At 59.5% G+C, this 23,540-nt stretch carries 8 protein-coding genes; 5 read left to right on the top strand and 3 right to left on the bottom strand.

Annotated elements, in window-relative coordinates; all coding sequences use genetic code 11:
• Nucleotides 1-277 precede the first annotated feature (277 nt).
• The 5 genes from Mal15_RS04990 (at nt 278) to Mal15_RS04970 (ending at nt 16,180) form a co-directional block, all read left to right on the top strand.
• A complete protein-coding gene (locus tag Mal15_RS04990) occupies nt 278-10,396 on the top strand; it encodes a DUF4347 domain-containing protein (protein WP_147866756.1) in 10,119 nt (3,372 codons plus the stop codon).
• Entirely contained in the window at nt 10,393-13,347 is a 2,955-nt protein-coding gene (locus Mal15_RS04985; RefSeq protein WP_147866755.1) for an ATP-binding protein, read from the top strand. Before Mal15_RS04990 ends, Mal15_RS04985 begins: the two co-directional genes overlap by 4 nt.
• 213 nt (nt 13,348-13,560) lie before the next feature.
• Nucleotides 13,561-14,046: a CBS domain-containing protein gene (locus Mal15_RS04980; RefSeq protein WP_233903286.1), complete on the top strand. Its 486-nt coding sequence runs from the start codon at nt 13,561-13,563 to the stop codon at nt 14,044-14,046.
• Nucleotides 14,047-14,241: 195 nt separating this feature from the next.
• Nucleotides 14,242-14,499: a DUF4404 family protein gene (locus tag Mal15_RS04975; RefSeq protein WP_147866753.1), complete on the top strand. Its 258-nt coding sequence runs from the start codon at nt 14,242-14,244 to the stop codon at nt 14,497-14,499.
• A 148-nt stretch (nt 14,500-14,647) separates the two neighbouring features.
• Complete coding sequence (locus Mal15_RS04970; protein ID WP_147866752.1) at nt 14,648-16,180, top strand: sulfatase family protein; 1,533 nt, start codon at nt 14,648-14,650, stop codon at nt 16,178-16,180.
• A 2-nt stretch (nt 16,181-16,182) separates the two neighbouring features.
• Here Mal15_RS04970 and Mal15_RS04965 read toward each other — a convergent pair whose 3' ends face one another.
• The 3 genes from Mal15_RS04965 to Mal15_RS04955 all read right to left on the bottom strand — a co-directional run bounded on the left by Mal15_RS04965 (nt 16,183) and on the right by Mal15_RS04955 (nt 23,197).
• Nucleotides 16,183-16,785, bottom strand: coding sequence for a hypothetical protein (locus Mal15_RS04965; protein ID WP_147866751.1), 603 nt, complete (start codon nt 16,783-16,785; stop codon nt 16,183-16,185).
• 63 nt (nt 16,786-16,848) lie between these two features.
• Nucleotides 16,849-17,958: an AAA family ATPase gene (locus tag Mal15_RS04960; RefSeq protein WP_233903522.1), complete on the bottom strand. Its 1,110-nt coding sequence runs from the start codon at nt 17,956-17,958 to the stop codon at nt 16,849-16,851.
• Between the two features lie 16 nt (nt 17,959-17,974).
• The gene (locus Mal15_RS04955) at nt 17,975-23,197 is read right to left on the bottom strand and encodes a vWA domain-containing protein (RefSeq protein ID WP_147866749.1); all 5,223 of its coding nucleotides are present in this window, start codon (nt 23,195-23,197) and stop codon (nt 17,975-17,977) included.
• Between the last annotated feature and the right edge of the window lie 343 nt (nt 23,198-23,540).

Below are 23,540 nucleotides of genomic sequence, written 5' to 3'. Positions count from 1 at the left end.
CGCACTCCCGCCAATTCTCTATCCGCATGTCGTTCATCGGTTCTCAACCCGCTCGCGGACTCCCACCGGCGGAGACAAGTGCCCCGCAAATCCGCCGCCGCGATGAATCCTCGGAATGCTCGGCAGGCTTGACGGGATCGGTCCATTGGGAACAACCGTTAAAGACCGCCTTGGCGTTACGAGTGTTTAGGTGAAGCGGACAAGCCGCCGGCGGAATCTGACCTACCTTTAAGTGACGAATTCTCGCTTTCTGTCCCAAACCAACTGAGATCCCGCAATGCCGTGGCGCCGACGCAAACGCAAGCACGATTCATCGTCAATCCTGCGTGGCGGCCACCTGCTCGACGCGGCCGTTCTGGAGAAGCGGTTGCTTTTTAGCGCGACACCGATCGCGCCACCGGTCGATCACGTCGACGCTGATCCGGAGACGCAGCAGCCCTTTCCTGACGGCGCCACTGCGGCAGACGCAACGACTCATTCGGGGCAGGGGGATCCGACGCAGGACGATCAACAGCGGCAACGGCGATTGGAGGTCGCCTTCGTCGACGCCAGCATCGGGGATTATCAACCGTTGGTCGATGCCCTGCGATCCGAGAGCGGCAACGCGGACCTGGAGATCTACCTACTGGAAGGATCACGCGACGGGATCGAGCAAATCGGTGAAATCCTGTCGGCCTACAACCACTCGGCCTACAACGACATTGACGCCGTGCATCTGCTCACTGACGGCGCCGACGGACAACTCCGTTTAGGGTCTTCCCTCGTGAACGCCGGCAATCTGGACGGATCGGCGGGAGACTTCGCGGCGTGGGGTTCTTCTTTGTCGCAAGACGCGGACCTGATCCTGCACGGATTTCAATCGTCCCAATCGCCGGAAAGCCGCACGATGCTGGAGGCCATCTCGGAGCTGACCGGTGCGACCGTCGCGGTCCCGACCTCAGATGCTGTGCGAGCGGAGAGTGTTGCGGCCGACAGCAGCGCGGACGTCGCCTCGGCGGACGAACAGCACACCTCGCGTGAAATCGTGCTCGTGGATCAAACCGCCGAGGACTACCAGCAGTTGCTGGCCGATCTACAGAGCGAACGTGGCGACGGACGGTCGTTCGAGGTGATCCTGCTGGATGGTCACAGCGACGGGATCGATCAGATCAGCCGAGCGCTCGCGCAGTATGACGACGTCGATGCGATTCACTTGGTCACGCACGGTACCGCAGGCCGATTGAAACTGGGAAACACTTGGCTTTCGCTCGACAACCTGAACGAACATGCCGACGCGATCGCTCTGTGGGGCGATTCGCTTGGCGACGGCGCGGACTTATTGATCTATGGCTGTGATCTGGCAGCCGACGAAGACGGACGAACACTGTCGACTTCCCTGGCAAGCCTGACCGGGGCTGACGTCGCGGCCAGCGATGACAACACGGGATACGCGATTTTTGGCGGCGACTGGGATCTGGAATACTCGACCGGAGCGATCGAAACCAGCCTGGCCTTCAGCCTGGACGTGCAACAAAACTGGGCACATTTGTTGAACGTAACGATCGACAACACTACAACGGACACCGCCGGGACCGGTGCAGCAAGCACGTCGTTCGCACACGCGACCGCCGGAACGGACCGTTTGATGTTGGTTGGCATCTCTTTTGGTCAGGACATGGGTGACGTTGTCAGTTCGGTGACCTACAACGGTGTCAGTCTAACCTTGGTTGGGACCCAGGAGCACGCGGATCCGTCGAAGTCACGCGTGGAAATCTGGTCGCTGGTCGCACCGGACGTGGGCACCCACAACATCGTGGTCAACTTTTCCGGCACGAACCACCAAGGAGCGACCGTCGGTGTGATGACCTTCACCGACGTCGATCAAACGACTCCTGTGGGAACGTTTACCGGCGACCAAGGAACATCGGGAACGCCCTCGGTAACCGTTTCTTCGACCAACAACGATCTGGTATTCGGCGTCGTCGGCGTGGACGACAACAGCGATTGGGACTTCACGCCCGGATCGGGTCAGACCGAGCATTGGGACCTGTTTTCTTCTCAAGCCAACGGTTCCGGAACCACCGAAGACGGTGCGGCATCGGTGGTGACATCGTGGACCTATGGAGCTTCCACCCCATGGGCCGCCGGTGCTGTGTCGATCAAGGCGGCGCCCCCGGCCAGTGCGATCACCGTCGACACGACCAGTGACACCGTTGACGGTGACACGTCATCGATCACCGCCTTGCTGAGCAACAAAGGGACCGACGGATTCATCTCGCTGAGGGAAGCGATCCTTGCGGCCAACAACACGTCGGGGACCGATGACATTTATCTCGGTGCGGGCACACATACCCTGTCCATTTTGGGGGACGGCGAAAACCTGGCAGCGACCGGTGACCTGGACATTACCGAAAGCGTCAACATTCATGGTGATTCGGCTTCCACAACGATCATCGATGCCAGCGGAATGGGGGCATCGCCCGACCGTGTCTTTGACGTGCTGGCCGGAACCGTCGTCAACTTCACGGACCTGACCATCACGGGTGGACAGAGTGGTGGCAGCGGTGGCGGCGGCGTCTACATTGCAACCGGAGCGGATTTGACGGTCACCAACGTCGTGCTGGAAAATAACAACAGCAACAATGGTGGCGCCATCCAAAACGACGGCATGTTCACTGCCCATACCACCGTCATCAGAAACAATACCGGCAACAGCGGCAGTGGCATCGACAACAGCGGAACGCTGGTTCTGGCCGATGTGGCCATCACCGGAAATAATGCGGGCAATGCGGGCGGCGGTCTTCGGAACAATGGGACGGCCACGCTGACCAATGTCACGCTCAGCGGTAACTCCGCGACGGCCGGAGCAGGCATTCACAATGGCGGCGGTTCGGCCGCGATGACCCTGACCAACGTCACCATCAGTACCAATACGGCGACCAACTCGGGCGGTGGCATCTGGACAAACCAGAACATCGACGCGACCAACGTCACGATCACGAATAATCAGGCCACGACGCCTTCGACGGGAACCGGCGGCGGCGTTCACATTGCCGGTGGCGGCGGTGACGTCACACTGAAAAACAGCATCTTGTACGGCAACACTGCGGCGATCGGCCCAGATGCGGATGCGGAATTGACATCGTCCGGATACAACATCGCCAGTGCCGCGGCGATTGTCGAGGTCGGATCCGACGATTCGGTCAGCGATCCGATGCTGGGTGCGCTGACCGGCAACGGGGGATTCACCGAAACACATGCTTTGCTCGTCGGAAGCGCCGCGATCGACCCTGCGGGATTGACCGGCGCTCCCACGACGGATCAACGCGGCACCACGCGCGATGCGACGCCCGACATCGGAGCCTTTGAATACGTTGCAGCCGGCAACGCTTCCCCAACGATTTACAACTTGGCCGGGGACACGTTGAATTATAGCGAAGGCGACTCGGTGACGGTCATCGAGCAAGGCGGAAACGTCACCGTCGGCGACGTCGATTCGGCCGACTTCGACGCCGGCAACCTGACCGTAGCCATCATAACCGGCGGTGACTCGGGCGAAGACGTGCTCGCCATCCGTGATCAAGGTGTCGGTGTGGGCAACATCAGCGTCTCCGGCAGCGACATTCGCTACGACTTCGGCGCCGGACCGGTCGTGATCGGGACCTTCACCGGAGGCACCGCGGGAGCGGATCTGGTGGTGACCTTCAACGCCAACGCCAACACCGCGGCGGCGGACGCATTGATCGAAAACATCACCTACCGCAATACCGATACCGACAACCCGACGACCTCCGCCCGTACGGCTCGATTCACGCTCAATGACGGTGACGGTGGCACCAGCGCCGCCCACGACACCACAGTCAACGTGGCGACGCAAAACGATGCCCCAACGATCAGCAATCTGACCGGGGACACGTTGAATTATAGCGAAGGCGATGCGGCGACGGTCATCGAGCAAGGCGGAAACGTCACCGTCGGCGACGTCGATTCGGCCGACTTCGACACCGGCAACCTGACCGTGGCCATCACAACCGGCGGTGACTCGGGCGAAGACGTGCTGGCCATCCGTGATCAAGGTGCCGGTGTGGGCAACATCAGCGTCTCCGGCAGCGACGTTCGCTACGACTTCGGCGCCGGACCGGTCGTGATCGGGACCTTCACCGGAGGCACCGCGGGAGCGGATCTGGTGGTGACCTTCAACGCCAACGCCACCACCGCGGCGGCCGACGCATTGATCGAAAACATCACCTACCGCAATACCGATACCGACAACCCGACGACCTCCGTCCGAACGATTCGATTCACGCTCAGCGACGGTGACGGCGGAACCAGCGCCGCCCACGACACCACCGTCAACGTGGCTCGGATCAACGACGCACCGACGGCCAGCAACAAGACGGTCAGCATGGACGAAGACGGCGTCTATACCTTCTCGGCGTCCGACTTCAATTTCTCCGACGTGGACATCGGTGACAGCCTGACCCAAATCAAGATCAAGTCGCTGGAATCCGTCGGCACTCTCAAGTTGAGCATGTTCGACGTGACCGACGAACAGGTCATCTCCGTGGGGCAAATCCCCAACTTGACCTTCACGCCGGTGTCGCAGAATCATGGCGCCCCCTACGACAGTTTTGCGTTCCAAGTCTATGACGGAACCGAGTACAGCGCCGCGACCTACACGATGACGATCGACGTCGATCCGAAAGCGGACACGCCGACGTTCAACGGGCCGACCAATACTGACGAAGACGTGCTTTCGACGGGCTTTCAACTGCAACGCAACGCCGCCGATGGCACCGAGGTCACGCACTTCAAGATCTCCGGCATCACCAACGGAACACTGTACAAGAATGACGGCGTGACGGTGATCAGCGACAACAGCTTCATCACGTTTGCCGAAGGCAACGCGGGCGTCAAATTCAAGGGCACGTCCAACTACAACGGCGCGGCCGGATTCAGTTTCCAAGCATCCGCGACCGGTAACAATTCTGACTTGAGCGCGACCGTCTCGGCGGGAATCACCATCGATCCGGTCAATGACGCCCCGATTCTTGGCAACAACCAACTGGTCATCTCCCAAGGCGGCAGCGTCGTTCTTTCGGCGAACGCACTGTCGGCGACCGACGTCGACCACCCCGACGCGGGACTCACGTTCACGGTGTCGAGCGTGACCGGCGGCAGTTTCGAGCGTGTGTCCGCTCCGGGGGTTCCGGTCTTCACCTTCAATCAGAGTGAAGTCACAGCCGGTGACATTCAATTCATCCACGACAGCAGCACCTCGGCGCCAACCTTTGACGTTGCGGTTTCCGACGGGACGGATTCCGATGGCCCCGACGCCGCAACCATCTCCTTCATTCGCGAAGCGGTCTGGTTGAGCACCAAGGGCGACGAAAGCGGAAGCGGAACGCTTGGGCTGACAAGCTGGGATAAGGACACGTTACTGGAAGTCGCCGACCCAAGTTTCTCGTTGGAACCGGGCGTGACCAACGGCTCCTTTTCCAGCGTTTTTGATCTCACCGATCATTTTGGAGCCAGTGGCGCCACCGAACTGACAGGCCTCCATGTCGTCACCCGATCGATCACCGTCGGCGCTCCGGGGAACACGATCAGCCTTCAGCAAGGTGATGTATTGTTCTCCGTCAACGGATCGCAACCGACGCTGACGAGCACCAATTCGGTCACGATCGACGAAAGCGATGTGGTCCGCTTCCGACCGGACACACCGGGTAACTACTCCACCGGAACATTCGAAATCGTGCTCGATGATCCCTTACTCGGTGACACGAACATTGGCGGCATCAGCCTCGTTGAAGAGACGATGACCATCGGTGGCCAGACACTCAATGCAGGTAACTTTTTGCTCGTCGAAACGAAAGGAACGGATAACGTCATTTATTACTTTGACGTCACGAGTGCGGGGGACACAACAACTGCGGGGACATCAGCGGTGTTCGTTGACGGTACCGACATCGGAATCGGGTCGAACGATTTCACCTCCGTTCAACTGGTCGCAAACCCCATCACCCTCGGTGGCGCCGGATTGACGCAAGGCCAAGTCCTTGTGTCACTTGATGGCGACATCGGAAGCGGTTTTGCTGGCATCGCCGGAGCAGTCAACCGGCAAGATATTGTTGCACTGACGGTGACGACAGCGGGCACCAACACCGTGGCGACGGGCACGGTGATCTTTGAAGGCGTCGATATCAAACTGGATGCATCGGCCGAGGCGATTGAGGCGTTTTCCTTTTCATCCGCCGCCAGCGGCTGGGTGAACGCATCTCCGACGATCAGCAATCTGGCCGGGGATACTTTGGCCTATCTCCCCGCATCCGGCCCGCTTGCGATCGAATTTGGCGGTGATGCGACGGTCTCTGACGTCGATTCGGCCGATTTCGATTCGGGCAGCCTGACCGTTTCGGTCGCCGCCGGGTTCGATGCCAGCGAAGACGTTCTGGCGATCCGGAATCAGGGGACGGATCCCGGTCAGATCAGCGTTTCGGGCTCAAACGTTTATTACAACTTCGGCGCCGGAGCGGTGTTGATCGGAACCTGGTCCGGCGGATCGGGAGGACCGGCCCTGGTCGTGACACTAAACTCAGCGGCCGATGCGGCAGCGACCACCGCACTGGTGCGAAATATTACGTACGAAAATACCGACACCGTGGCGCCGATCACCGGTGCACGCACGATTCGCTTCGCTCTTAACGATGGCGACGGCGCCGTCAGCTTGAACCACGATGCCACCGTCACGGTCGTGAAAGGCGCTCCGGGCGGAGTGGCGAACGGTCTGACGTTGTGGTTGAAGGCCGATGCCGGTGTCACGATCGGACTGGGAGGAGTCAGCCAATGGGAAAACCAAGTCACCAACGCGACGCTGTCTGATCTTCAACAAGCCCTGTCCACGCAACGCCCCGATCTGATCGCATCCGGATTGAATTTCAACCCGATCATTTCGTTCGACGGCATTGATGATCACTTGTCGGACCTCTCGGTTTGGGGAGCCGACCTGTTCGGATCCGATTCCGCCTCCCTTTTCCTGGCTGGAAGTACGAACGGGTCCAACGGAGTGATGCTGCAGTGGATCGACACGCTCAGCAACCGGGTCAACCTAGAGGACGACCTGCGATTCGACTTTGGCGATTTGAACAACGATCAATTGACCGCTCCGCTTCCGAGCACGGGGTACCACATCATCAACGCCCAAGCGTCACCGGGTACGCCGGTCGGTTTGAGCATCGACATCGATGGCCAGCTAACCGCTTCGGGTAGCGCGAGCGTCGGCAGCCCCCTGGACAACAACCAGTTCGGACAGTTCTTCCTAGGTGAGTACCCCGGCGGTGGGTTCAATGATGACCTGAACCTCGGCGAAGTCGTTATCTATTCGACAGACCTCAGTACCATCGACCGTTTGAAGGTGGACTCTTACCTAGCGATTAAGTATGGCATCACACTCGGTCAAGTGAGCCCCGCAACCTATCGCGACTCCACCGGTACGGCGATCTGGAATGCGGCAGCGAACTCCGGGTTCGAACATGACGTCGCGGGAATCGGCCAAGACAACGCCTCCTTACTTGCCCAGAGTCAATCTCGATCGATCAACGCCGATGCCATCGTGACCATGTCCGGGGCTTCGGACCAAAACGACCGTGAATTCATGTTCTGGAGCAATGATGACGGGGCATTAAGTGAGGTTGCCGCTGAACCGGCGGGCATCGCAAACCGACTCGATCGAATTTGGCGGGTCAGCGAAGCAGGCGATATCGGCACGACGACGATCTCATTTGATCTAAGCGGATTGACCTATAGCGGGGCGACGGCCGCAGATTTCAATCTGATCGTTGATAACAATACAGACTTTAATCTTGGAGCGACCTTGGTTTCCGCAGCGAGCTATGACGCCGGGACGGGAATCGTCACCTTCACCGGCGTGGATCTCGCTGACGGGAACTATTTCTCACTGGGGACATCGGTTCCGACCAATGCCGCGCCAACGATCAACAATCTGGCGGGCGATACGCTCAGCTACACCGAGGGTGACGCCGCGACGGTGATCGAACAGGGCGGCAACGTCACCGTCACCGACGGTGACTCGGCAAACTTCAACACCGGCAATCTGACCGTGTCGGTCTTCGCCGGCGGTGACAACACCGAAGACGTTTTATCGATCCGCGATCAAGGCCCCGGCGTCGGCAACATCACCGTCTCGGGCGGCAACGTCTTGTACGATTTCGGCGGCGGCCCCGTCGTGATCGGAACCTTTGCCGGTGGCAGCGGAGGTGCGAATCTGTTCGTCACCTTCAACGCCAGCGCCACGGCAACCGCCGCCGACGCGCTGATCGAAAACATCACCTACCAGAACACCGACACCACCGATCCGGCGACCTCCGCACGCACGATCCGCTTCACGATCAACGACGGGGATGGCGGAACCAGCGTCGCCCATGACGCCACCGTCAACGTGGTGCCGCAAAACGATGCACCAGTGATCGGCAATCTGGCCGGCGACACACTGAACTACACCGAGGGTGATGCCGCGACGGTGATCGAACAGGACGGCAACGTCACGCTGACCGACGGCGACTCGGCAAACTTCGACACCGGCAATCTGACCGTGTCGGTCTTCGCCGGCGGTGACAGCGCCGAAGACGTCTTGGCGATCCGCGATCAAGGCCCCGGCGTCGGCAACATCACGGTTTCGGGCAGCAACGTCTTATACGACTTCGGCGCTGGCCCCGTCGTGATCGGAACCTTTGCCGGCGGCAGCGGCGGAGCAAATCTGGTCGTCACCTTCAACGCCAGCGCCACGGCAACCGTCGCCGACGCGTTGATCGAAAACATCACCTATCAGAACACCGACACGACTAATCCGACGACCTCCACACGCACGATCCGATTCACGCTGAACGACGGGGACGGCGGAACCAGCGTCGCCCATGACGCCACCGTCAACGTGGCGGCGAGCAATGCGGCGCCCGCGATCGACCTGGACACGAACGATTCCAGCGGCGCGAGCGGAGCAGACTTTGCCGGGACGTTTACCGAAGGCGGCCCGGCGGTGTTGATCGCCGACGCGGCCGACGCAATCCTGACCGACGTCGACACGTCGAACTTGACCCATTTAACCGTCACGATCACGAACCTGATTGACGGTGCCAGCGAGACGCTTGCGGCCGACACCAGCGGAACGTCCATCACCGCGGCCTATGCTGCGGGAACGCTAACGCTTTCGGGAACAGACACGGTCGCCAACTACCAGCAAGTCCTTCGCACCATCACCTATCACAATGCTTCGTCCAATCCCGATGGAAGCACTCGGGTCATCCAGGTGGTCGCCAGCGACGGTGGCTTGAACAGCAGCGTTGCGACGGCGCGAATCGCGATCACGACGGTCAACGATCCGCCGACGGCCATCGATGACAGTTTTTCCATGCAGGCGGGGAAGACGCTGACGATCGGGGTCGGCGGACTGCTCGCCAATGACGTCGACTTGGACGGGAACTCCCTGACCGTGATTCCCGTCTCGGGCCCGATTTCAGGAACGTTGACGCTGGCCGCCGACGGCTCCTTTCAATTCACGCCGGCGGCGAACTTCAGCGGACCGGTCACCTTCACTTATGCCGTGACCGATGGCATCGCGACAAGCGCGCCGACGACCGTCACGATTCTGGTGGCCAAACCCAACAACCTGAGCGAAGTCACCCCCGGAGACCTTGCCAGCATCGCCGCCGACCCGGCCCCGGAAGTGGAAACCGTGCCGGAGGTGCCGGCCGAAGAAGAGAATACGGAGGAAGACGTCGAGACGGAATCGGCAACGCAGATCACGCCGGTCGCCGAAGCGGACGTCGACGTTCCTCCGGCGTTGACGCGAGGGTCGGTCATCCAGACAACCGACGATGAACTTTTGACGCTCAGCATGGTCCCCCTGAGCATGCCGGATCTGAGCGACGGCGACCAAGATTCGGAGCGGATCGCGAGGATTGACGACGGTCAAAACGGCTACGCAAATCGACAAACGCGGACCCAATCGAATCGCCCAAACGTTTCGACCCTCGGGATCGTCAAATTTGACAGCAAGCTGCTTTGGGGCGACATGGAAGGCATGCAGGACGATATCAAACAATCGGACGCCGCGCCGTACTACTTTGCGGGGACCTTCGCGGGTTTCTCGGGCGCCCTGTCGGTCGGCTATGTGATGTGGACCGTTCGTGGCGGGTTGTTGGCGACCAGCTTGTTGGCCCACTTGCCGGCATGGAGCCTTGTCGATCCGCTGCTGGTCCTGAACGAACTGGACGATGACGACGACGGTGACGACGACTCGCTGGAAGAACTGTTGGACAAGACCGAAAAAGAACGCGAGCAGAGCACACCGACCGAGACTGCTTCCCAGTCATCGGCTTCAGGGGAAACCCTCACATGAATTTTTTGAGACTGGACGCCAAAACTCGGATCTCGCTGGGCCTGGTCTGCATGCTCCTGTCGGTCTTGTCGGCAGCGATGATGCTGGGGATGGTGCCGGAGCGAGAATCGGCGATCCGCGAAGGTCGCGGCAATCTGTGTGAAACGATCGCGCTTGCCAGTTCGGAATACATCTCCTATGGCGAGACCCGTCGATTGGACCAGTTGCTCGAAGCGGTGGTCGACCGCAACGACGATGTCGTCTCGGCAGGCGTCCGACGCGCCAACGGTGATCTGGTTTCGGTGTTCGGCGACCATGAATCGGTCTGGCCGGCGGAGGAGTCGCGTCGATCGACCGATACTCACGTCCGCGTTCCGATTCGCAGCGGCCGAGACAGCTGGGGCGTGGTCGAGCTGTGTTTCCGTTCGCTGCAAGATGACAGTTGGTGGGCGACGATCACCGACCCTTGGATGCTGATGTCCGGATTCGTCTGCCTGGCCAGCTTTCTGCTTTTCCAGCTTTACCTGAAAAAGATGCTGGCCCATTTGGATCCTTCCAAAACGGTTCCCAAACGGGTACGCACGGCACTCGACAATCTGGCCGAAGGCTTGCTGGTTTTGGACCGACAAGGGCGCGTCGTGTTGGCCAACCAGTCCTTCGCCGACTGGGTCGGCAGCGGCCCCGACAAACTGTTGGGCAAGAAGGCCGACGAGCTGCCCTGGAACTTGGATCACCTGGAAGGTTCGCCCTGGCACGAGGCCGTGATCTCCGAATCGGTCGTCTCGGGCGGCATGATCGAACTGGCACAGCCCGGCCAACCGTCACGCACTTTGATCGCCAACGCGTCCCCCGTGCAGGGAGCCGAAGGAAAGTGTCGCGGCGTGTTGGTCAGTTTCGACGACGTGACGCAATTGGAAGAAACCAAACGCGACCTGACGGTCGCCAAACGCGCCGCCGACGACGCCAACCAGGCCAAGAGTGAGTTTTTGGCGCGGATGAGTCACGAGATTCGGACCCCGATGAACGCCATCCTGGGATACACCGACGTGCTCCGCCGCGGTTTCGACACCTCGGTGGCCGACCGACAAGAGTACTTGGATACAATCCACGGCAGCGGCGAACACCTGCTGGCGTTGATCAACGACATCTTGGATTTGTCCAAGGTTGAATCCGGGCAGATGGAATTGGAACTCGGCCCCTGCTCGCCCTACAAACTGATCAAAGAAGTCGTCTCATTGCTCCGCAGCAAAGCAGACGAAAAAGACATCGCACTCAAGTTTCGCAACGACGGGCTGTTGCCCAAGACCATCCAAGGCGATTCGGTACGGCTGCGTCAGGCGATCATGAACCTGGCCGGCAACGCGATCAAATTCACCGACGAAGGTAGCGTCGAAATCATCGCCAGGATCGATCAGGAAGCCACCAAACAACGCACCGACAAGAACCTCGTTCTGGCGATCGATGTCGCCGACACCGGAATTGGGATCTCTCCCGAAGCCCAAGCGAAAGTGTTTGAACCGTTCGCCCAAGCCGACACCTCGATCACCCGACGGTTCGGCGGAACCGGCCTGGGACTCGCCATCAGCAAGCAACTGGCCGAAGCGATGGGTGGCGACATCTCGCTGGTCAGCACGCCCGGCGAAGGTACGACGTTCACGATTCGAATCACGATCGGCAGCCCCGACGAATTGGAACTGATCGACCCGGCCGACCTGGCCGAATCGGAGACGCAATCGACCGCCGAGAGAGCCAAGGTGCGGCAATTGCCTCCGTGCAGGATTCTGGTCGCCGACGACGGTTCGCCCAACCGAAAACTGCTGCAACTGGTCCTGGGCCAAGCCGGCGCCGAAGTCGTGGCGGTGGAAAACGGCCAACTGGCGATCGATGCGACGACCGAACAATCCTTCGACATCATCTTGATGGACATGCAGATGCCGGTGATGGACGGCTACACCGCGACACGCACGTTGCGCGCCGACGGGTACACCAAACCGATCTACGCGCTGACGGCAAACGCGATGCAGGGCGATCAAGAAAAATGCTTTGACGCCGGCTGCAGCGGATTCCTGTCCAAGCCGATCAAGATCGATCACCTGCTGGAAACCCTTGCTGAAGAACTTGCTGAAGAACTCGGTGAAGAACTCGATGGGGAACCGTACGACGATTCCAGCTCGAAGTCCGCTGCTGCACCGGACACCCCGTCGGAGGTGACAGCGGAGACCGAGACACGCGAGATCGAGACGCCGACCGCCGCGACCGAATCGTCCGCATCGGACGTCGAGAAAGTCACCTGCAGTTATCCGCTGGACGACCCCGACTTTTTGGAGATCGCCCAAGACTTCGTCGATGCCTTGCGATCGCGATTGCCGGGCTTGGGGCAACTGCTGCAGCAACAACAGTTCAGCCAGCTGGCCGCCGAAGCCCACTGGTTGAAGGGCGTCAGCGGCAGCGCGGGTTTTGAACAGTTTGTCGATCCCGCCTATGCGTTGGAGCGGCAAGCCAAGGCCCACGATGCCGACGCCTGTCAGGCCCCCCTGCAACAGCTGTATAACCTGGCCTCACGGATCGACCTGCCCGGCGATGTGGCCGCGTCACCGATCCCGTTGGCCGCCCCGGTCAGCAGCGCAGAGCCGTCCGACCGATCGTCGGCGGCGGATCCCGATCAACATCCGATCCATTCGGCGCTGCCGATGGACGATCCGGAATTCCGCGAGATCGTGGTCGACTTCTTGCAACGCCTGGATGACAAATTGTCGGAAATGGATCAGGCGATTGATCAGCATCGCTGGGACGACGTTGCCTCACTGGCGCATTGGCTGCGCGGCACCAGCGGCTCGTTGGGACTGCCGCAGTTCAACACGCCGACGTTGGCGATGGAACGCTTTGCGGAATTGGGGGACGAAGGCACCACGCGACTGGTGATGCAAGACATCCACTCGATTGCCGGTCGGATCGTCGTCCCCGTCGCCTGATGTGCGTCATAAACGCTCAGCGGATTCATCGCAAAGCGGGCTTCGACGCACAGCCTGTGACACCCACGCACGCATCTGTGCTGTAAACAGCGAACATTCATCTTTGCCGCCTGCTGGCACGCGATGTGCGGACATCGATGGCTTATCACGGCTTGTTGATTGAGCCGATCACGAGTTCTGCTCACGTCGATGTTTTTTCTCACAAGGGACACAATGATGGTTGCCCAACAAGATGTTTATTCCCGCCCCATCAAAGACATCATGAATCGCGATGTGGTCACGATTAACGCGGCCGGAACGATTCACGAAGCGTTGATTCTGATGGAAGAGAATCGTGTCTCCACGCTGCCGGTGGTCGACAACGACGATCATTGTGTCGGAATCCTATCGACATCGGACTTGGTGGACATGACCCGCGATGTCGACGACGACGTCTACGAACTGGACCATGCCGATCCGGCCAGCCAACGCTTTTTGGTCGAGAAATTGATCCACAGCATGGGCAGCGAATCGATTCAATCCTTCATGAGTGAAACGGTTTGCACGGTCGACGCCAAGGCCACCATCCTGAAAGCCGTTCGCACGATGCTGAAGGACCAAATCCATCATTTGCCGGTACTGGATGACAACGGCCGTCTGGTCGGGATCATTTCGACCATGGATATCCTGGGGGAGTTTGCAGACGCATTCCCAGAATAGTCTAATAGGATTCAGGCCCCTCGTGCTTTGTCAGCGTTAAATTTTCGGGTTGCGTTTGTCGAGCGGAAAAGGGGTCAGGTACCAAAAACCAAATGGCCCGAAGGGTGCTTCGCATTTTTGGTACCTGACCCCTTTTCCGCGGCCGCCCCCTCGGGCCCACCAGTGATGAGCGATTTGGCGAGATAAAAACCAGCGATGCGAAACGAACTCGAAGAAGCCCTCCGACAACTCCACACGGCCCTGGAGTCGATCGAGACCCTGGAGCCCGATGAGGCGGAGCGGCTGCGGCGGGCCGCCGAAGAGATCTCCAGCACGCTGGACGAACAAGAAGTGGATTCGGCGTCGCTCGCCAAACGGTTGCAAGAGCAAACCGAAGCGTTCCAGGAATCGCACCCGGTACTGACTCGGACGGTCGGCCGCATCGCCGACATGCTGGCGCAGATGGGGATTTAGATCGTCCAACACCTGCCAGCGGGAAGCGTCAGCGAACGGCCCACGTCGAAACCACACCACCGCCGGCCACTCGTCCACTCGACGCTGCGGATTCGACTAGAATATGGAGCCTTCGGTTCCCCCCTTCCGCCCCGCACACAAACCTCCGATGCTCGCCCGAATCTCGCTTTGCCTCCTCACCGTCTTCACTTCGTCACTCCTGCTGACAACGGCCAGCCTCGCCGCCGAGCGGAACGTCATTTTCATCATCACCGACGATGAAAGCCCGACGCTGGGGTGTTATGGCGACACCGCGGCGAAAACTCCGGCGATCGACGCGTTGGCCGCCGACGGCATGGTCTTTCGCAACGCGTTTGCGACGACCGCCTCCTGCAGCGCCAGTCGCAGCGTCGTGATGAGCGGTTTGCACAATCACCGTAACGGACAATTCGGACACCAGCATCACTATCACAAATTCGCCTCCTTTCACGACGTCGTCTCCCTCGCCTTGCCACGGGTGATGCAGCGAGCCGGCTACCGCACCGCCCAGATCGGCAAATACCACGTCGCCCCGGAAACGGTTTATCAGTTCGAAACCTACCTGAACGCCAACTCGCGAAACGCGGTCGAGATGGCGGAAACGTCGAAGGCGTTCCTGACCGACAACGAAGATGACCGCCCGTTCCTCCTGTACTTTGGGACCTCCGACCCCCACCGCGGCGGCGGGGTCGATCGGACCAGCGAATCGGAATTGAAACCCAACCTGTTCGGCAACAAACCGAATCGAGGCTCCTTTCCCGGCGTCGAGGAAGTCTTCTTTGATCCCGCCGACGTCACCGTCCCTCCGTTCTTGCCCGACACGCCCGAAACGCGTGAAGAGCTGGCTCAGTACTACCAGTCATGCTCGCGAATCGATGCCGGCGTCGCACGACTGGTCCAGATTTTGAAAGAAGCCGACCTGTACGACAAAACCATGATCGTCTTCACAAGCGATCACGGGATGGCGTTTGCCGGTGGAAAGACGACGGTTTACGAAGGCGGTTTGCGGGTCCCGTTTGTCGTTCGCGATCCGTATCAACCCGAGCGAGGTGTTGAATCGGAATCACTGGTCAGCCACATCGACATCACCCCCAGCCTGCTCGACTTCGCCGGCGGCTTGGATCCCGAAACCAACGGTCCCAAAAATCCCTTGAACGCCAACAAGTTTTGGAAGCAGCGTGGCGAGGCACTCAAGGAAAACCGCAACGGAAACAAACCGTTTGTGTCGTACCATGGCAAGTCCTGGATGCCTGTGTTGGCCAACCCCGACCAACCGCACCATGAAACCATCATGGCGTCGCATACATTTCACGAGATCCAGATGTACTATCCGATGCGTGTCGTCCGCGACCAGGATTTCAAATTGATCTGGAACATCGCCCACCCGCTTCCCTATCCGTTCGCTTCGGATCTGTGGGCCGCCAGCAGCTGGCAAGCCCAATTGGCCAAGGGCGAGGATGCACCCTACGGCCAGATGACGGTCGGACGCTACGTCCAGCGTCCCGAATTCGAGTTGTATGACATGCGGACCGACCCCAACGAATCAACCAACCTGGCGACCAGCGCGGGGCACGCCGATGTGTTGGAGAAGTACAAAGCGAAACTGAAGGCGATGCAAAAGGAGTTTGACGACCCCTGGATCCTGAAGTGGACGTACGAGTGATTTTAGTGCTCGTCGCTGATCTGAGCCGCCTGCCACAACTCGCCGAACTTTTCGGCGACGTAGGGCTCCAGGGTCTCGGCGTAGTCTTGGGGCAGGTCGTTGGCACGAATCAGGTTCATCACGTCAGCCATGTCTTGCATCCGATGCGGAGCCGTCATGCCGCTGGCCAGTTTCAGCTCCAGCAAGGTCTTCAACGAAACAAACGGGATCCCGTCTTCCTTGACCTCCCAGACGCGTTCCGGTTCGGGGAAGGCGACCGGCTTGGGTAACCCGTCGCCGGGGTAACCGCCGACGATCAACGCGTCGATGTCGACCGCGCGCACCGCATCGCGAAAGTTCTTGGAACCCTCGAATTTGTTGACCCAACCGCGACCGATGTACTGCTGCTTGAATTTCTGCAGATCCTCATCGCGGAGCAGGATATTGATATCGGCTGTCGTTCGCCGGTGACCATGGGCATTGGCAGCCATCGCGCCGGCGATCGCGAAGGGGATTTTCATTTCGCCGAGAGCTTTGGTCAGACGCAGCATCGCCTGATGAATCGGTGATTGCCCCATGAAGAATTGCCCCGCGCGCTCGGCGACTTTTGAAATCGATTCGGTCATTGGATCATTCACGAAGAAAAAAGTGGTCCCGCCGTCCCATCGGGAACCATTGCCCGCCGCCCATCAAGCCTCTTTCGTCGCCCCCCGCTGGATCAATGCCCACACGGCACCGGCATCGGTCGTGACGTCATCCCAACGTCCGGCGAAGCGGCCGCAGAAAGACGACTTCAATATCTCGGGCAGGTCTTTGTGCGGCTGCTCGGCAAACAGGGGATGCTTCAGATAAACGCAAACTTCGTCGGTCGCACGAACCGACAATCCGCCCGAAATCTCGGCCGCCTGACGGACTTTTGCCGCGAGCGAGACGATCCGTTTCAAGATCGCTTCACTCAATTCGGGGTGCCGCGACTTCAACAATTTCACCTCCTCGTCCGCGGGCAGGTAATCCATTTGGACCGGCGCGAATCGATCCAATTGGGCGGCGTCGATCCCAAAGGTTGCCGAAAACTCGCCGCCACGATTGACCGCCGCGACGAATTGAACGTTGTCACCGATTCGGATGAACCGGTTTTCGATCGGGTGAAAGAGTCGACGGGATGAATCGAGTGCGGGCATCAACGCGTTGCGGGCGCTTTCGGGACAGCGATTCAACTCGTCCAGAAAGATCAGGTAACGCTTTTCCGGCGATTCGAGGGCATCCTCCAGTGCCTCCAACACCTCGGTTTTGGTAAAGTCGGTCACGGGTGATCCGGATTCCGACGCGCGAACTTGAATCGTCGCCAAAAAGTCGCTGGCATCGATGACCGCGCCACAGTTGAAGAACACAAACTCCATCCCCAAAGTCTGGGCGATCGAACGCGCCGTGACCGTCTTTCCACATCCCTGGGGCCCGTCCAGCAAGATGTTCAGCCCGCTCTCCAACAACACTTGAAGTTTTTTGGAGACCACCGGATCCAGGTACACGCCGTCGAGCCGGAACTCCATCAAACGATCGAACTCGACTTCGATCGAACCGCGATCCTCGCGTGCCGGTTTCTTGATCGCTTTGATTCTGACACGACACGGCGTTCCGGGGACGATCCGCATGTCGTCGCAAAGCACCACCTTCGGGGCACGGCGCCCGTCGAGATGCGTTGCACGAAAGCGAAAGTCGCTCGTTTGGACCGGATTAGCCCAAAACGTGGCTTCGACCAGCATGCCGACTGACAGGTCATCGATGTTCCATTTTTCCATATTCACGAATCCACGTTTACAGAATGCTTTTGACCAGTCTGGCGACGATCGCGCCGAAGCGTTGGACGGAGACCATTGTGTCCGCGTCGGTCAACTCGATGTAATGTGAAAAACAAACTTCTTCCAACGATTGCACGGCGACTTGGGCGCAAACCAGATCCCGACGACGCGACAGACGAGCGACCAGTGCCTTGAGTGCTTCGGTGCTGCATTCGGTGGGCAAGCCGTCGCTGATCATCACCACCACTTTGGCACTGCGTTTGGACTTTGATGCCACCTCCGCCGCGTGCCACAAAGCGGCGGCATCGTTGTTCCCACCGCCGGGCCGAAGTTCCGCGACCGCTGGCCGACGTGCATCGCCGGCGTCATAGATCTCCGCGTCGGTGAATCCGAACAGACGCAAATCGACGCCCTCGAGTTCACGACAGGCTTCGGCCATCATGGCGGCAAACAACTTTGCCTTTGACATGTTGTCGCCGAATTCCATCGACCCGCTGCAGTCGACGACAACCGACAAGAACAGATCGTTGTGATAACGCATCTCGCGTGCCACCAACACCCGCGGATCACCCTTGATCACGAGCTGCTTTAGACTCGCCCCGTCGACCTGACGCCCCCGGATCCGTCGCGGACATCGCACATTACTGAGCCCGAGATCTCGCAGGAAACCGCGAAACCGTCTGGAAGTGGCGGCAACTTGTCGGGCGTACGGTTGATACGTCGCCGGATGAAACGGCAAACGACGAATCTGGGTGATCAAATCGAATTGCACGTCCTCACCGACGTTGATCGCACGGACACCCCCGCTGCCGCCAGACTCCGACGACTCGCTCGGCTTTCGATGTATGCGTTGAATTTCCGACTGCAGTTCGTCATTGGACAGACCATCAGCTTTGACGACCACGTCGCCATCGGGGTCGGAAATCAAATCGTCGACCGACAGGCAACGTTGCATACAGGCTTCATCGCCAAAGATTTCACGCAGACGTTTGCAAATCTCCAACAATTGTGGCATCTGCAACTTGCGAAACCCCTTGTCAAACAGTGCCAGCCCCTCGGCGACTTTGGGATCATCGTGTCGATTCCCCAACCCCAGACGCAGCGCACGAAAGAACCGCGAAAAACTGCTCCCCGATCGTTCCAGTTCCTGCAACAACGCTCCACCGCGAACGCGCAAACAAGCGGGATTGCGGGCGACACCAGGCGGATGCATTTGAAAGACCGCCGCGATGTGCCGGCCGAGCAGGTTCAAGACATAGTCCACATCGAATTCCTTTGCGCTTCGATTGAACGCATAGGCCCCCAAACGTTTCAACTGGTCGCCGTAAGACCGATCGAGCGCGCGGAGATTGCGTTCCAGGTGTTCGTCGGCCACCAGATTCAACAGCTTGCCCATCCCCATCGAATCGGCTCGCTCCCAAACCGCCTGCTGCTGCTCGCCTCGGTGGTAAAGGTGATGACCGAGTTCGTGCAGAATCAACCCTTCAACAATGTCTTCGGCATTGGCCGTTCCGTTAAGCAGCGGCATCGGATTGATAGACACACGGTCGGCGTTCAATCGGGTGTAACCGAAATCGGACCCGCCGATCATTTCGATTGTGAATAATCTTCCGGTCAGCTCGCGTCCGAGCCGGACGCCGCGTTGAAACACGGTTGCGATCCGGCGCAGCTTGGCTTGGCGATGGACGTCGCTGCGCATCAATTGAGCCGCTGTTTGACGAACGTTCTCGTTGATCGCTTCACGCATGACCAAACGCCCCGCGGCAACGACGTTTTCGCTGCTTCGATAGAAATCGACCAGCGACGCGATAGTCGTCTCCGCAACCGCCTTGGGTCCCGCCATCAGCAGCGACTGAGTCACTTCGACCACAAGCTCGTCGGGGCAGAACTTTTCCGGCATGGATTCCAGTGGGTCGTATGGCTTTCCAAACTCCTTTGAAAGCCGATGTGACAACAGGATCGGAAACCCGATCCAATTCCCACGCCGTGCGAGTGCCACCGATGCCGACAAACGCGAGGTGGAATCGCGATCGGTCCCGTGCTGCAAAAAACGCACCAGGGCCGCTTCAACCGAACGGACCTCGGATGTCGCTTCGTCATCGATCATGTTCAGACGGGCAATGTTGTGGGCGACGGCAAATCGGTAGACATTCGGATGCGGGGAATCCACCCACATTGCCGCGCAGGTGTCCTTGGCAGATGGCGAAAACCACTGAATCAAGCGTTGCATGTCCAGCACATGGACCCACGAGACATCACACGGTCGCAGTAACCATTGGGCGACAGCATCCAGCGTCGCGTTGATCGGGATACCCGGAGCGTCGGCGTTTTCTGCACCAAACGCATCCAACGCTTCCAATGCGACGAGAAATCGGACCGAATCGGGCAGCGGGCGATCTCCATCGATCAACTCCCTCAGGAGTTCGATCGATTCGGTCGGCCAAAGTGCAATGGTTTCCGCGATCATCGATACGCAGCGCACCGGATTCGGCTTGGTCAAAGTGGAAACCAAGCTCCAGATCCCTGCCTGACCGAGTTCCACCAGACGCACGGCGGCATCACTGACGCCCCCACTGTTTCGATCTTCAAGCCAATCGGATAGCCGCTGCAGGTCTGTACATTCGGCGATCTCACTCGCAAGATCGGGACTGCTGGGTTCCTTGCGAACGCGGGCGGTGATCGCCATCGAACCAAGGTCGGCCGCATCGACCCACGGTCGAAGTGCAAATTGAAGTTCATCCGACACGTTGGGCAGAATCTCGGCGGCTCGATCACGCAGTGCGGCCATTGCCGATGGGTTCAATCCTGCCTTGAACGTCCGCATCAGCACGCCGGCGGCTTGCTTTCCGCCGCTCGTTGGTAACCGTTCCAGCCAAGCCGCCAGATGAGATTCGGTGAGCAGTTCGGTCGCACGGGGCGAATCCCGCGCGATCAACAAGGCCAGCACGCGCGCGAGACATTGAACGACGTCATGGGCGAGCGTCTTCGAAACCAGTTCGTCGGCGAAACGAATCCAGCCGATGCATTCATCGTCCTTCCGCATGCACCGCTGGGCGAACGCGAACGCGGCAGCCTCCCAGCGATACATCACGACCAGGCCCAGAGTTCCGAGATTGGCAAAATCCCCCAGCGATGTCAGCTCATTGGCGGCCGCGTTAATGATGCCGTCTTGGTCCAGTGAATAGCGTGCAACGCCCGCCGCAACGTCATCGATTCCGTCCCCGGAACAGAGCAGTGCGACGCACGCCCAAACCCTTTCGTCGTGGTTGACCGGGTCGGCACGATCGGCAAACGCCGCCGCGATCCCGCGACGACGCCCCGTCCCCAACGGTCGCACAACCGACTCCAACCGATGCGGGGCCGCGGTACGGATTTCTTGGGCCAAAGCATCCGATATCGGCGTCATCCGGCTCGTTTCATCGATTTCGGCGAGCGTTTGATGATGACTCGTTCCCCGATCGGCGATCACGACACGATCACCGGCCCAGCGGGCAATTGCCGGGTCCGCATGCCCCGCCAATTCCTGCGCTAACGCGATCTCCAGTGCGTACGACAGACCGCTGCAGCAAGGCATCAACGACAAAAACCTTGCGATCGTCGCCGGCGGTAGCGTTTCGCGAATCCACTTGGCAATGTCCGCGGTGTCCATCCGTCGCACGACGTCGGTCATCACGTCAACGGCGACCGAAAAGTCTGCGCAGTGACGCACAACCCGATGGTCAGAATCGACTGCGATCTCGTCCCGGAGACGATCCTGGACATCGCCAAACGATGACCACTCGCCTTGCAGCCACTGATTCAGGAAGGTGGCAAAGGCGTCATGATGCAAGGTGTCCCCGACGAAGAATCGCCGAGAGAGCTGATGGGAGATCGCTGCCGATTTGTTGGCTGAAACCGACCACCCCTGGCGCACACACAGTTCCGCTAGGGCGCGCAGTGCCTTGACCGTCTCATGCGCCGTCAAACGCGCGGCAAAAGCCAGTCCGTCGGCCGGCAACGCGCACATCATCACTGCGACCGCCAAGGGATCTTTTCGGCGCCGCGCGAAAACCGCCTCAATCAGATCGCTGCGCTGGCGAGTGGCCCCGGGATACGAAAACAACCGCACCGATTCCTCGGGATGTTCGTCAAATCCGGCGGCGATCTGAGAGGATTTGTAAATGCCGAGCAATCGTTTGAATCCGTCTCGGCGGCGCAAATGCAGGATCGCGCCGAGTGTCCACAAGTCGAGTTGCCCGCTCGGTCGTCGGCAAAACGGCAACTGCAGAAGCTGGTCGACGATCGTCCCGCTGACTTCATCGCGGGCGAGCCCACGTTCGTAAAGCACTTCCATGGAGGTTCGAAAAACATCCGCGGGCAATATTTTCTCGTACAACCACGCCGCTTCCTGTGCCATGTCCAACACACAAATCCGGGCGATCTCCAAATTCCAATGCCCGCGTTGTCTCGCGATGTCTTGGCATAACAGGACAAAGTCTTGGTCCAACCACCAACCACGCTTGGCGGCGATCGATTCGCACAACGATGCAAACACACCACGCGGGAAACGCGACGAAGTGTATTCCACGTCGTTCAGATCGCCCGCCTCCCAAAACAGATCGATCAACCAACCGACGTCGGGCTTGCTGCTGTCGGCGGACAGCCCCTCGCGAATGAAAATCAGCAGATCGTCAACCGACGACCTCAATACCAACCGCCGGGCGATTCCATCATCCAGATGACCGGTGCGATGCAAATCGATCAGCAAATGAAACGGAACATGGTCCAGTTGCAGTTCGTCCAAGTGGTCGACAACGACGCCCTGGCTGTCGACATCGGCCAGCAAGAACAACGACAGATCGGCGTCGTGGGCCTGGGGGCGGCCCTGTGAACCGCCGCCCATCGCAATCGCCACCGCGTCACGACGCACTTCAGAGCGTCGATGAAAGAGGGCATGCGCCCATGTGGACCGTCGCGGGGCCGACGCGATCACGTCAAGCGCCGTCGAGACGACCTCGGGTGCTTCATCGTCCAACGCCACCACGCATTCACGCCGCACCCGCAACCCATCGCAACCGGCAAACGTTTTCAGCGTGGCCCGACGCACCCCCGGATCCGCGTGACGCGCCAGTGGCAAAAGCCGAGCGAAAAACGGTGTGCGGCGGTGCAGCGGCGCATGGGCAAGCGCATCGATCTGAATTGCCAAGTCGGCAACCGAATCGCTATCGCCCAAGGCAAGCCAGAGATCGAGATCACGCATGGACGATTCCTACAACTGCAATTCGGTCGTGCACGCGGAGAAGTCCACGACACGACAATTTTTTATCAGAAGCGACCGATGGGCTGGCCCGCTGAGGCGAAAGAATGTGCCGTTTCGCCACAGCGAGCAACAAGCCATCGGCATAGTTTGCATCGAGTCAGCGTTCTCGTCGCGATCGAATTCCTGTCCCCAGAAAACGATGGTCCAATGTTCGCCGGGAACGCCCGTTGCGTTCTCAGCGATGGACTCAACCGCCCGTCTTCCTGGCCCCCGGTAAGCGGCATGCGCCTGATCTTGCCGGTGGCATTCGTTCTGTTTTCAGGATTCGACGCATGATCAACCT

It is taken from the genome of Stieleria maiorica (assembly GCF_008035925.1).
GTDB classification, from domain to species: domain Bacteria; phylum Planctomycetota; class Planctomycetia; order Pirellulales; family Pirellulaceae; genus Stieleria; species Stieleria maiorica.
This window is presented reverse-complemented; position numbering and strand designations above follow the sequence as displayed.

Excerpts from the sequence above, each read along its gene's own strand:
- Mal15_RS04975 (WP_147866753.1), top strand. The coding sequence starts at position 14,242 with ATGCGAAACGAACTCGAAGAAGCCCTCCGACAACTCCACACGGCCCTG.
- Mal15_RS04980 (WP_233903286.1), top strand. The coding sequence starts at position 13,561 with ATGATGGTTGCCCAACAAGATGTTTATTCCCGCCCCATCAAAGACATC.
- Mal15_RS04970 (WP_147866752.1), top strand. The coding sequence starts at position 14,648 with ATGCTCGCCCGAATCTCGCTTTGCCTCCTCACCGTCTTCACTTCGTCA.
- Mal15_RS04955 (WP_147866749.1), bottom strand. The coding sequence starts at position 23,197 with ATGCGTGATCTCGATCTCTGGCTTGCCTTGGGCGATAGCGATTCGGTT.
- Mal15_RS04990 (WP_147866756.1), top strand. The coding sequence starts at position 278 with ATGCCGTGGCGCCGACGCAAACGCAAGCACGATTCATCGTCAATCCTG.
- Mal15_RS04985 (WP_147866755.1), top strand. The coding sequence starts at position 10,393 with ATGAATTTTTTGAGACTGGACGCCAAAACTCGGATCTCGCTGGGCCTG.
- Mal15_RS04960 (WP_233903522.1), bottom strand. The coding sequence starts at position 17,958 with ATGGAAAAATGGAACATCGATGACCTGTCAGTCGGCATGCTGGTCGAA.
- Mal15_RS04965 (WP_147866751.1), bottom strand. The coding sequence starts at position 16,785 with ATGACCGAATCGATTTCAAAAGTCGCCGAGCGCGCGGGGCAATTCTTC.